Source organism: Croceitalea sp. MTPC5 (assembly GCF_036985505.1).
Classification (GTDB): Bacteria; Bacteroidota; Bacteroidia; order Flavobacteriales; family Flavobacteriaceae; genus Croceitalea.
Genome location: NZ_BTGQ01000004.1, coordinates 58,596 through 70,556, shown reverse-complemented (window position 1 = coordinate 70,556; position 11,961 = coordinate 58,596). Strand labels below are relative to the sequence as shown.

Sequence of the window (11,961 nt, the reverse complement as noted above, 5' to 3'; positions counted from 1 at the left end):
GCTATAAAATTATCCGTACTATTTTTTCAAAATTAGATAGTATTGATAATGGGTTTATGGTAAAAATGGTTTTATACGCTCGTACCACAAATCGTAGCCCAAGCTATTCATATGTAGCCCATCTTCAATAAAGATATCCTTTCTGACCTTTCTTCCCTTGAGCATGATATCCCATACGTTGACATAATCAATACGTTCACTTTGTAACGCTATGGTTGCGAAACTTTTATTTAAACGTCTGTATTTACCCCTTAACCTCCATCTCGAAAGGCTTGGTTTTGCAGAAATAAGTACAATTTGCGTTTCAGGGAACCTACCCTTAATTTGCTGTACTACCTCGTTCATGTCCGCAATGATTTTTTTTCTTCTTTTTCGGGCATGAACATCATTGTCCCCTTCATAGATGAATATTTTTTTCGGATTATACCGCAGCACCAGTTTATCTAGAAAATACAATAAATCACTGGTTTGTGACCCCCCAAAGCCAGAATTCAATATCTGATAGTCTGGAAATCGTTCTTGTATGTCTGTCCAAAATCGAATACTTGAACTCCCTGTGAAAACAATGGTCTCTTTGGTACTGTCCCAAATGGAATCATTACGTTTGACAATGGCATCCACTTCTTTTTGAAACCCCTGTTGGGCTATCAACTGGGTACAAAGAAGAAGATAAAAGAAGATAAATGGCTTTTTCATTTCGTCTTTTTTTGTGTTAACCCCTCAGCTAATGCCCAATCATAAAAACGGGAAATCCATGAATCGGATGGTAACCCATTCTTACGCATTCCAAAGCCATGACCTCCTTTTGAATACATGTGAAGGCCAATGGATTTGTTGGCCCCTAGCATTGAAGTGTATAACTCGACACTTCCTTTGGCAAGCCCTAACGGATCATCACTGGCGCATACAATGAGCATTGGGGGCGAATCAATTTTAGGTTTTTGAATGGGCATGACATCCGTCCAAGGATAAACAGGTACCAGAAAATCTGGGCGAGAGGTTTTTTTATAATTGTAGGCTATCCCCATAGTGACGGCACCACCTGCTGAGAAACCCATAAAACCAATTTTATTTGGATCTATGGCGTACATCTGTGCATTTTCACGAACATGAAGTATGGCGTTCAACCCGTCTTGAATGGAGTGGGGCAATACCGTGGCAACTCGCTCACCTATTTTTTGCGGATTGGTCTCTGCGAGTTGCGAAATATCGGCTACCCCATCTTCACCCGTCGGAACCAATCTGTATTTTAATACGAAAGCCGTGATGCCTTTTTCAATCAGCCATTTGGCCACATCATTTCCCTCACTGTTGATACTATGTGCGAAAAGCCCGCCGCCAGGGGCAACAATTACCGCTGTGCCCGTATTATTTTCCGCCGATGGTCGAAATACTTGCATCGTTGGTTCAGAAACGTTGGTGACCACCTGGGTTTTCCAAATATCAGAATAATATTCTTTTTCTGGATTCTTCCAAGAGACACCGTCTATACTTTCGTTCGGTAGTGTCACGATTTCTTGGGATGCCACCACAGTGGCCAAAAAAAGAAAAAAGGGAATATATAAATTTTTCATAGTTCAAGGTATAAAGAAAAAGTAATCAATGTGCGGTGGGCGTTCTGCGAATACACCACAATCCAAAAAATGTCAACAGCCCGTTTAAGGGTAATAATTCGTACCCGAGTTCATAGCCAAACAGGTATTCAGGTTTTAAACTCCCTAAAATAGCGATTAGAGCCACGGCCAATACCGCAACCAACCATACCCATTTGTCGTTAATTTCATGTTTAGTGAATATTCCGAAAGCGAACAGCCCTAATAAAGGCCCATAAGTATACCCCGCAACGGTTAGTAAACTATCGATGATATTGCTGCTCAAGATATACTTGAAAATTATGATGACCAAAATAAGCACAAGGCTCATGACGATATGGGTTCGTTTTCTAGTTCTTTTTTGTGCGGCAGGGGGTTGCTTTTCTAAATTTAAGAAATCGACACAAAAAGAGGTGGTCAATGAGGTCAGCGCACTATCGGCACTGCTGTAGGCAGCTGCTATCAAACCAAGCATAAAAGTAATGGAAAGTGTAAGGCCCAATCCACTGTTCAACGCAATCTCAGGAAACAACAGATCCGTTTTGGGCTTACCGTCCATCAAAGGTATCGCGATATCATTTTGGTTTGAATAAATGAAGAGTAATGCGCCCAATAACATAAAAAGAAAGGTTACCCCAACAAGAACGAAACTAAATGACACCATGTTTTTTTGCGCATCCTTCAGTGTTTTACATGTTAGGTTTTTTTGCATCATATCCTGATCTAGTCCGGTCATGCATATCGTTACGAACATACCGCCCAAGAAAGATTTGATAAAATGATTTCGGGCCAAGATATCATCGGTAAAAAGAATGCGATTGTAGTTTTTCAATTCATCTGAGGCTAAAAACCCACCAAAACTCCAATCAAGTTCTTTAGTTATGAAAATAATTGACAAGACTACTGCTGCTATCATAAAGGTAGTTTGTAGCGTATCTGTCCATACGATGGTTTTGATTCCGCCGCGATTGGTGTATATCCAAATCAATAAAATGGATATGACGACCGTAATTTCAAAAGGGATTCCGAAATCGTCAAACACAAATTGTTGTAGCACGATGGCCACGAGATAGAGCCTAAAGGCAGCACCCAAAACCCGTGATACAAAAAAGAAAAATGCCCCTGTTTTGTGGCTTACAGCACCAAAACGATTCAAAAGGTATTCGTATATGGAAGTAAGATTTAGCTTGTAATAAATAGGAAGCAGTAAAAAAGCAACGACGAAATAGCCCACCAAATAACCTAAGACCACCTGAAAATAACCGAACTTGGAAGCTTCCACCCAACCAGGAACCGAAATGAAAGTCACACCAGATAGAGAGGCCCCGACCATGCCAAAGGCCACCAAGTACCATGGTGACTGTTTTCCGGCTTTGAAAAAATCCGTATTGGAGTCATTTTTTCCGGTAAAATATGAAATAAGTAGCAACAGTAAGAAATAGGCCCCTATCAGGATTAGAATTTGTGTCGAGGACATACGGCGATTTTATGCCGCAAAATACGAAAAGATTGTTTCTACCGCGATGGATGCCGGCTTATTGACCTCATCCATTGTCTAGGGATTATTATTTAGTATGGTTTTTATAAATTGTAATTTTACAAAATGGAGTATTCATCAAAACTTTTGGGCAACGCAGTGAATGAAATCTCGCAACTGCCAGGTATAGGGCAGCGTACGGCTTTGCGTCTAGCCCTTCACCTTTTGAAGCAGTCAGAATCACAGACCATACATTTATCAGAGGCTTTGTTGCGTTTACGTACCGAAGTAAATTTTTGTAAATCGTGCCAAAATATCTCGGATACTGAAATCTGTGAAATCTGTGCCAATCCCAAAAGGGATAGGAGTCTGGTTTGTGTGGTGGAAGATATTAGGGATGTAATGGCTATCGAAAACACCTCGCAGTACCAAGGCCTTTACCATGTTTTAGGTGGAAAGATCTCGCCAATGGAAGGTGTTGGTCCGCAAGACCTGAATATTGTGCAATTACTTAATAAAGTGAAGCAGGGAGAGGTAAAAGAGTTGATTTTTGCGTTGAGTTCCACCATGGAGGGCGATACCACCAATTTTTATATTTACAAACAATTGGAAGGTTACGAAGTGGCTACTTCAACGATAGCCAGGGGAATCTCGGTAGGGGATGAGTTAGAGTATGCCGATGAAGTGACCTTGGGTCGAAGCATTTTAAATCGAGTACCTTTTGAAAATTCAATGAAAGCCAATTGAAGCGATTAAAATGCGTTAAAACTAAGAATAAGGTCTTTTTTGTATTATTTTTGCAAAATATAAGCCGTAATCGATACATTAATTAAGAATATGTCAAAATTCGAATTGAAATTACCGCAAATGGGAGAGAGTGTGGCCGAGGCAACACTGACCACTTGGCTAAAAGAAGTAGGTGACACCATTGAAATGGACGAAGCTGTTTTTGAAATAGCGACCGATAAGGTAGATTCTGAAGTGCCTAGTGAAGTTGAAGGTAAACTTATCGAGAAAAGGTTTGATGTTGATGATATCATAAAAGTAGGTGAAGTGGTTGCGGTCATTGAAACTGCGGCAGGGATAGAAAAAGATGGTTCCGTATCAGCCGTAAATCCACTTAAGACCGAAAAACAAGTTGAGCAATCGATAGTACAATTGGAAGAACAACTTGTCAAAGCTGAGGAAGCTGTTGCCGTGCCTGTTCAAAATGTTTCAGGTTCAGAACGGTTTTATTCCCCATTGGTCAAGAATATTGCAAAACAAGAAGGTATTTCAGTTGCCGAACTTGATACCATAGCGGGAACGGGAAAAGAGGGGCGCGTAACGAAGAATGATATTTTAGCTTTTGTAGCGTATAGAAAGAGAGGGGTAAATGATGCCCCTGAGCCTGTAAAACCAGGAATTGCCGAACCGATAAAAGAAGTTTCGGAAAAAGAAGAACCCAATATCGAGGCCGAAAAAGCCATTTCGAAACCGAGTAATGCCAATGTTGCGGATGGCGATGAGATTATTCCACTATCAAGAATGGGTAAATTAATCGCCCATCATATGGCGGAGAGTATTTCTACCTCTGCCCATGTTCAAAGTTTTATCGAAGTCGATGTCACCAATGTGGTCAACTGGAGGAATAAAACCAAAAAAGTATTTGAAGAAAGGGAGGGTGAAAAGTTGACTTTCACACCAATCTTTATGGAAGCGGTCGCAGTTGCCCTTAAAAAGCATCCAATGGTAAACATTTCGTTAGATGGTGACCAGGTGATCAAAAAGAAGAATATCAATATCGGAATGGCAGCCGCCCTACCAGATGGAAACCTGATCGTTCCCGTTATTAAGAATGCTGACCAACTTAATTTGGTCGGAATGGCCAAAACCGTAAATGATTTAGCAAGTCGTGCACGTAACAATGCACTAAAACCTGACGAGATTAAAGGTGGCACCTACACGGTAACCAACGTTGGTACTTTTGGCAGTGTGTTCGGTACACCGATTATCAATCAGCCCCAGGTAGGAATTTTGGCTTTGGGGGCCATTCGTAAAATGCCATCGGTAATCGAAACATCAGAAGGTGATTTTATTGGTATCCGCAGTAAAATGTTCTTATCACATAGCTATGACCATAGGGTGGTCAATGGAGCTTTAGGCGGTATGTTCGTGAAAACAGTCGCTGATTATCTTGAAGGATGGGATGTAAATAGGGAAATATAGGTTTTTACACTGCACAATAGCCCAGACTTTTCTAATTTAGGGGACGTTTTAATTCGTCAATCAATGAAACCAATCACCTTTGTCGTTATAACGTCGTGGCTGCTGTTTGCACCACTAAATGCACAAGAAACCCCTTTGTTCAAAAAGGAAGTGTTTGAGATGAACAGTGCGACCATGCCTTATCGAATATTGTTCCCTGAAGATTATGACACCCATAAAAAGTACCCCCTGATACTTGTATTGCATGGTTCTGGGGAAAGGGGTAATGATAATGAGATTCAACTTGTACACGGATCCGACCTGTTTTTGAAAAATAGGGAGACGTATGGGGCCATAGTCGTTTTTCCGCAATGCTCAGCAAACAGTAGTTGGGCCTCAATCAGTGTCAATAACCAAGGGGATGGGCGTGAATTTGTTTTTTATGAAAAAGCTGAACCTACCGAAGATATGTTGTTGTTGGAAGGACTTTTGAAATACTTAAAAAAGACCTATGCCATCAATAAGCGGAAAATGTATGTAGGCGGCCTTTCCATGGGGGGCTTTGGTACTTTTGAAATTGTCAGAAGAAATCCTAAATTATTTGCAGCGGCATTTCCCATCTGTGGTGGTGCGAATACGGCAATCGCCAATAGAATTAAAAATGTAAAGTGGTGGGTGTTCCACGGTGCCGATGATAAAGTGGTACCCCCAAAATATTCTACAGCTATGGTCAATGCTCTCAAGGCGGTCAATGCTGATATACATTATTCACTTTATCCTGGAGTAGGGCATAACAGTTGGGAGAACGCATTTTCTGAACCAGAGCTCTTACCTTGGTTGTTCTCGATTAAAAAATAAGATATCTATGCAGCTTAAACTTACAAAACCGATTTGCTTCTTCGATTTGGAAACAACAGGTACCAATGTTGCCAAAGACCGCATCGTCGAAATATCCATCTTGAAGATCCATCCCAACGGAAATAAAGAGAGTAAGACATGGTTGGTAAACCCAGAAATGGAAATACCAGCACAGGTTATCGCCGTACACGGTATCTCTAACGAAAAGGTAGCAAATGAGCCTACTTTTAAACAGCTCTCAAAAGAGGTCTATAAAATGATCAAAGACAGCGATTTGGGTGGTTTCAACTCTGATAGGTTCGATATTCCCCTTTTGGCAGAAGAAATGTTGAGGGCTGGGATTGATTTTGATATGAAGCATATGGTCTCTATTGATGTACAGACCATATTCCATAAAATGGAAAAGCGTACCCTAGGGGCGGCCTATCAATTTTATTGTGATAAAAACCTGGATGATGCCCATAGTGCCGAAGCGGATACCTTGGCAACTTACGAAGTACTCTTGGCTCAATTGGATCGATACCCAGAGCTTGAAAATAACGTAAAGAAGCTATCAGAGTTCACGACTAGAAAGCAATCCCTCGATTTTGCGGGCTTTATCGGGGTGAATGAAAATGAGGAACCCATTTTTGCCTTTGGCAAGCATAAAGGTAAAACGGTCGATGAAGTGATGGAGAAGGAGCCCGGTTATTTTGGTTGGATCCTGAATGCAGACTTTCCATTATATACCAAAAAGGTGTTGACACAATTGAAACTTAGCAAATTGAACAATAAACTTTTATAACCCATAACACCCTTTTCATGAAGTTGATCTGTATCGGTAGAAATTATGCAGCTCATATTGATGAGCTTGAGAATGAACGCCCAACAGAACCTGTTGTATTCATCAAACCCGATTCTGCCGTGCTTCCCAAAGAGCAGGATTTTTACATTCCGGGGTTTTCGAAAGAGATACATTACGAAGTTGAGGTGCTCGTAAAGATCAGGAAAGTAGGTAAGCACATCTCGAAGGAGTTTGCACACAAGTACTATGATGAAATTGGCTTGGGAATCGATTTTACGGCGCGTGATGTTCAATCGCAATTAAAAGCAAAAGGATTGCCTTGGGAGAAGGCCAAAGGATTTGACGGAGCTGCAGTGATAGGTAAGTGGATATCCAAAAATAAGTACGAAAATTTAGACAAACTGGGGTTTTCATTGTTAAAAAATGGGGAAATTGTACAAAAAGGCGATACGGGCCTGATGCTGTGGAAGATAGATGAGTTGATTTCATACGTTTCCACCTATTTTATGCTTAAAAAGGGTGATATTCTGTTTACGGGTACACCTGCAGGTGTTGGAAAAGTAGCGACAAATGACTACCTTCAAGGAAGAATTGAAGGAGAAGAATTCTTTGCAATCCATATACGATAATGATTTACAGTTTAGATAAAATAAATGAAATGGCAGAAGGTGATGAAGATTTTATCGTTTCCGTCGTTTCCGTTTTTTTAGAGGAAGTTCCCGCCGATTTACTGTCTTTAGAAGAGGCCATTGCGAATAAGGATTACGAACAAACGTATAAGTTGGCCCATAAAATCAAGCCCAATGTAGATTTATTGGGTATGGAGCAAACAAGGGCAAACGCCTTGGCCATTGAAACCTTAGGTAAGGCCGAGGGAGGTTTTGATGAGATAGAAACCAAGTTTCCACTTTTGAAAAAAGATATCGAACAAGTCGTGGCCGAACTTCATAAAGACTTCCAGTTATAACACGCGGCATTCGCCATTAAGATTCCGTATTTTTGAAAAAACGCAGTAATCCGTTTACGTGCGACCCTAAATTGTATTCCATATTATATGCAAGCAGAAATCATTACCATCGGCGATGAGATACTCATCGGTCAAATCGTCGACTCCAATTCCGCATTTATAGCCAAGGAGTTGAACAAAATCGGAGTTTCGGTATATCAGATAACCTCTGTTCAAGATAGCCGAGGACATATTCTCGATGCTTTGCATGAGGCCAGTAAAAGATCACAAGTGGTCATATTAACAGGTGGGTTGGGCCCTACTAACGACGATATAACCAAGCATACCCTATGTGAATTTTTTGAAGACGAAATGGAGCAGGATGAAGTAGTGCTGCAACACATAGAGATGCTTTTTGAGAAATACATTTCAACACCAATATCCGATTTGAATCGTCTTCAGGCCCTCGTACCCAAGAAAGCGGAGGTATTGAAAAATAATTTCGGTACGGCCCCAGGTTTATGGATGGAAAGGAACGGGACTTCGTTCATCGCTTTGCCAGGTGTGCCTTTTGAGATGAAAAACTTGATTCGCGACGCCGTAGTACCCAAGATCATAAGTTCTTATAAACGACCGTATATCATTCATAAGACCTTATTGACCTATGGCTTGGGCGAAAGTGCGATTGCAAATAACATCGAAGATTGGGAAAACAACCTTCCCCCTGAAATAAAATTAGCCTATCTGCCCAGTCTAGGAAGGGTGCGATTACGTCTATCAGCTAAGGGACAAGATAAGGAACGGCTTCAACGTTTAGTTGAAACGGAAGCTGAAAAGTTGTATCCGCTCATTGGGGATATCATATATGGGGAAGAAGAAGATGGTAGCCTAGGAGAGGTGATTGGAAGGGTATTGACTGAAAGGGGGCTAACCTTATCAACTGCCGAAAGCTTCACAGGGGGTAAAATTTCGCAGTACCTAACGGCAATACCCGGTGCATCGAACTATTTTAAAGGTAGTGTCGTCAGTTATGCCACCGAGACCAAAATAGAGGTGCTTGGGGTGCCGAAAAAACTCGTTGAGGAGCATTCCGTGGTTAGCGAACAAGTTGCCATGGCCATGGCAACAAATGTGAGGCAAATGTTGCAAAGCGATTTTGCCATTGCCACGACAGGTAATGCAGGCCCTACCAAAGGGGATTCAGAGGAGCCCGTTGGAACGGTATTTATAGCTATTAGCACCCCGAAACACACTTTTGCCAAAAAATTCACCATGGGAAATCATAGGGAACGTATTGTACAAAAGTCGGTGAATAAGGCTTTTGAGTTACTTCAAAAAGAAATAGTAAATTTTTAGTTCTGAATTTTGTGTGTCTGAGAGAAATACCTAAATTTGCAGCCTCAATAAAATCACGCTAAAGTAAGGGAGATGTCCAAAGTTTGTGAAGTTACAGGAAAAAAGGTGATGTTTGGTAACAACGTTTCTTTCTCTATTAATAAAACAAAGAGAAGGTTTGACGTTAATATTTCAAAAAAGAAATTCTACATCCCAGAAGAAGACAAGTGGGTTACCCTTAATGTTTCTTCTAAAGGAATTAAAATTATCAACAAAAAAGGTATCTCTGCTGTGTTGAAAGAAGCAAGGGCCAAAGGTTTGGTGAAGTAAAAGCATTAGAAAATGGCAAAAAAAGGCAACAGAATACAAGTAATATTAGAATGTACCGAGCATAAAGAATCAGGTCAGCCAGGTACTTCTCGTTACATCACTACAAAGAACAAAAAGAACACGCCAGATAGATTGGAAATCAAGAAATTCAATCCTATTTTAAAGCGTATGACCGTTCATAAAGAAATCAAATAAGATTTAGTCATGGCAAAGAAAACCGTAGCAACTTTACAAGGAAGTTCGAAAAGATTGACAAAAGCGATCAAAATGGTAAAATCACCTAAAACAGGTGCTTATACGTTTGTGGAATCCGTCATGTCTCCAGAATTGGTAAATGATTGGTTGTCGAAGCGATAACCTTTTACGAGAACACCATTTAAAAAGCCGCTTTTAAGCGGCTTTTTTTTGTTTCTACCTGTTTTCTAATCTGCCAGGTTTTCCAATTTGTCAGGCTGAGCGCAGTCGAAGCCCTTACTAGAAACTGTTGACCTTTCAATCTCATTAAGACTGTAAATGCGAAACGAACTTTAACAAAACTCCCCTTACTTTCCTATCTTTGATTTACAACTAAGAATGCGTATGGGGCTCTTCAAAAATATATTCTCAAAAGAGAAGAAAGAAACGTTGGATAAAGGCTTGGAAAAGTCTAAAAACAGTTTTTTTGGTAAACTTGGCAAAGCCGTTGCCGGTAAATCAAAAGTCGATGATGAAGTACTTGATAACTTAGAAGAGGTTTTGGTCACTTCTGATGTGGGAGTGGATACCACCCTGAAAATTATCGACCGAATTGAGGCTAGGGTATCAAAAGATAAGTATTTAGGTACCGATGAGTTGAACCAAATCCTTCGTGAGGAAATTGCAGGGTTGCTCTCTGAGACCCATGTGGGTGAAGAAAAAGAGTTTTCCATTCCTTCTGACAAGAAGCCCTACGTCATTATGGTCGTAGGCGTTAATGGCGTAGGCAAGACGACGACCATTGGTAAATTGGCCAAGCAATTCAAAAATCAAGGTCTGAAAGTGGTATTGGGCGCTGGTGATACGTTTAGGGCCGCCGCCATTGACCAATTACAGGTATGGGCAGCGCGTGTTGACGTCCCCATCATTAAACAGAAAATGGGTAGTGACCCCGCTTCGGTTGCTTTTGATACATTGAATTCAGCTGTCGCCGAAAATGCAGATGTGGTCTTGATCGATACTGCGGGCCGATTGCATAATAAAGTAAATCTAATGAACGAACTTTCAAAGGTGAAACGGGTGATGCAAAAAGTGGTGCCAGACGCACCACATGATGTTTTATTGGTTTTGGATGGTTCTACAGGCCAAAATGCCTTTGAACAGGCCAAACAGTTCACAAAAGCTACGGAAGTAACTTCATTGGCCGTCACAAAATTGGATGGAACCGCAAAAGGCGGTGTCGTCATTGGCATTTCAGACCAATTTCAAATTCCGGTGAAATATATTGGTGTTGGGGAAGGTATTGATGACCTACAGGTCTTTAATAAGTATGAGTTTGTGGATTCGTTTTTTAAGCTATAAGATGTTCCCAATAGCAAAACAAGCGCTGTTCTTTTTAATTCTTCTCGATGCTCTAATAGTATGCTCACAAATTACCCACCCTAAAGCGAGTCCGTTTTCGCGCGTAGAACAAGAAATTGGTTTGTCCAAAATCAGTGTGGCGTACTCAAGACCAGCGGCAAGAGGGCGTACGATTTTTGGCGGATTGGTGCCCTATGGGCGCATATGGCGGGTTGGTGCAAATGAAAGTACTAAAATCACCGTGGATACTGACATGACCGTTCTAGGGAATAATTTACCAAAAGGTACGTATGCGCTATACGCATTTCCTGAAAAAGAAGAGTGGCAGATTGCTTTTCATACCAACACGCAACATTGGGGTGATGGTCGTAAAAATTACAATCCGAATGAAGATTTGTTTCGAATTAAGGTAGCACCCAAAAGCATACCATATCACCAAGAAAATTTTTTAGTAAACTTCGATTCCATCACCCACAATGCGGCCAATCTGAACTTGATTTGGGCAGATACGATGGTTTCCATCCCCATTCTAGTAGATACCCATGGCCAAATGCAATTGGAAATTGCAAAGCAGCTCAACGAAAACCCAACTGCACAAACCTATTATGAAGCTGCCCGTTACCTTCAAGAACAGGGTGCTGATTTTAAAACGGCTTTGGGGTACTTGAACAAAGCGCTTGAATTAGGCGGGGATACCTATTACTTTCATCGCGTAAAAAGTTTGGTTGAAGCAGAGTTGGGCGATTATAAGGCTGCCATTACCTCCGCCAAGGAGTCGCTTCGGATTGCCACTAAGCTTGAAAAGGACGAATTTGTGCGAATGAATACAATTAATATTAAGAAGTGGGGCGCGTTGGTAACGGGTAAGGGGAACTAATGTCGAGTGGCTTTAGCAAGATGAAAAGTCTAGCCTAAG

Annotated in this window: 15 protein-coding genes; 12 read left to right on the top strand and 3 right to left on the bottom strand. The window is 41.0% G+C overall.

The genetic code is table 11. The annotated features are described in order from the left end of the window. Positions 1-54 precede the first annotated feature (54 nt). The 3 genes from AACM45_RS13070 to AACM45_RS13060 are packed head-to-tail and all read right to left on the bottom strand — an operon-like array spanning position 55 to position 3,069. Complete coding sequence (locus tag AACM45_RS13070) at positions 55-696, bottom strand: GDSL-type esterase/lipase family protein (RefSeq protein ID WP_339143235.1); 642 nt, start codon at positions 694-696, stop codon at positions 55-57. Next, positions 693-1,574 (bottom strand): alpha/beta hydrolase, encoded by an 882-nt coding sequence (locus AACM45_RS13065; RefSeq protein ID WP_339143233.1) that lies wholly within the window; start codon positions 1,572-1,574, stop codon positions 693-695. Before AACM45_RS13065 ends, AACM45_RS13070 begins: the two co-directional genes overlap by 4 nt. Positions 1,575-1,599: 25 nt before the next feature. Then, positions 1,600-3,069 carry a sodium:solute symporter gene (locus AACM45_RS13060; RefSeq protein ID WP_339143232.1) on the bottom strand — a complete coding sequence of 490 codons (1,470 nt, stop codon included), beginning with the start codon at positions 3,067-3,069 and terminating at the stop codon, positions 1,600-1,602. Between the two features lie 126 nt (positions 3,070-3,195). Between AACM45_RS13060 and recR the strand changes: the two genes are divergently transcribed. The 12 genes from recR to AACM45_RS13000 all read left to right on the top strand — a co-directional run bounded on the left by recR (position 3,196) and on the right by AACM45_RS13000 (position 11,922). Then, entirely contained in the window at positions 3,196-3,816 is a 621-nt protein-coding gene (gene recR, locus AACM45_RS13055) for a recombination mediator RecR (RefSeq protein ID WP_339143230.1), read from the top strand. A 90-nt stretch (positions 3,817-3,906) separates the two neighbouring features. Next, positions 3,907-5,277 (top strand): dihydrolipoamide acetyltransferase family protein, encoded by a 1,371-nt coding sequence (locus tag AACM45_RS13050; RefSeq protein ID WP_339143229.1) that lies wholly within the window; start codon positions 3,907-3,909, stop codon positions 5,275-5,277. A 63-nt stretch (positions 5,278-5,340) separates the two neighbouring features. Continuing rightward, on the top strand, positions 5,341-6,114 hold the full coding sequence (locus tag AACM45_RS13045; protein ID WP_339143228.1) for a carboxylesterase family protein: 774 nt from the start codon (positions 5,341-5,343) through the stop codon (positions 6,112-6,114). A gap of 7 nt (positions 6,115-6,121) precedes the next feature. Then, the gene (locus AACM45_RS13040; RefSeq protein WP_339143227.1) at positions 6,122-6,898 is read left to right on the top strand and encodes a 3'-5' exonuclease; all 777 of its coding nucleotides are present in this window, start codon (positions 6,122-6,124) and stop codon (positions 6,896-6,898) included. Between the two features lie 17 nt (positions 6,899-6,915). Next, positions 6,916-7,527 carry a fumarylacetoacetate hydrolase family protein gene (locus AACM45_RS13035; protein ID WP_339143226.1) on the top strand — a complete coding sequence of 204 codons (612 nt, stop codon included), beginning with the start codon at positions 6,916-6,918 and terminating at the stop codon, positions 7,525-7,527. After that, positions 7,527-7,865, top strand: coding sequence for an Hpt domain-containing protein (locus AACM45_RS13030; RefSeq protein WP_339143225.1), 339 nt, complete (start codon positions 7,527-7,529; stop codon positions 7,863-7,865). The genes AACM45_RS13035 and AACM45_RS13030 overlap by 1 nt, the downstream gene beginning before the upstream one ends. Positions 7,866-7,952: 87 nt before the next feature. Beyond that, positions 7,953-9,200 (top strand): competence/damage-inducible protein A, encoded by a 1,248-nt coding sequence (locus AACM45_RS13025; protein ID WP_339143224.1) that lies wholly within the window; start codon positions 7,953-7,955, stop codon positions 9,198-9,200. A 72-nt stretch (positions 9,201-9,272) separates the two neighbouring features. Beyond that, positions 9,273-9,509, top strand: coding sequence for a 50S ribosomal protein L28 (gene rpmB, locus AACM45_RS13020; RefSeq protein WP_339143223.1), 237 nt, complete (start codon positions 9,273-9,275; stop codon positions 9,507-9,509). Between the two features lie 12 nt (positions 9,510-9,521). Then, positions 9,522-9,704, top strand: a complete 183-nt coding sequence (gene rpmG / locus AACM45_RS13015) for a 50S ribosomal protein L33 (RefSeq protein WP_339143222.1) — start codon at positions 9,522-9,524, stop codon at positions 9,702-9,704. Positions 9,705-9,713: 9 nt separating this feature from the next. Then, positions 9,714-9,866: a DUF4295 domain-containing protein gene (locus tag AACM45_RS13010; RefSeq protein ID WP_339143220.1), complete on the top strand. Its 153-nt coding sequence runs from the start codon at positions 9,714-9,716 to the stop codon at positions 9,864-9,866. Positions 9,867-10,088: 222 nt separating this feature from the next. Continuing rightward, positions 10,089-11,045, top strand: a complete 957-nt coding sequence (gene ftsY, locus AACM45_RS13005) for a signal recognition particle-docking protein FtsY (protein WP_339143219.1) — start codon at positions 10,089-10,091, stop codon at positions 11,043-11,045. 1 nt (position 11,046) lies between these two features. Then, positions 11,047-11,922 carry a DUF2911 domain-containing protein gene (locus AACM45_RS13000; protein ID WP_339143218.1) on the top strand — a complete coding sequence of 292 codons (876 nt, stop codon included), beginning with the start codon at positions 11,047-11,049 and terminating at the stop codon, positions 11,920-11,922. Positions 11,923-11,961 lie beyond the last annotated feature (39 nt).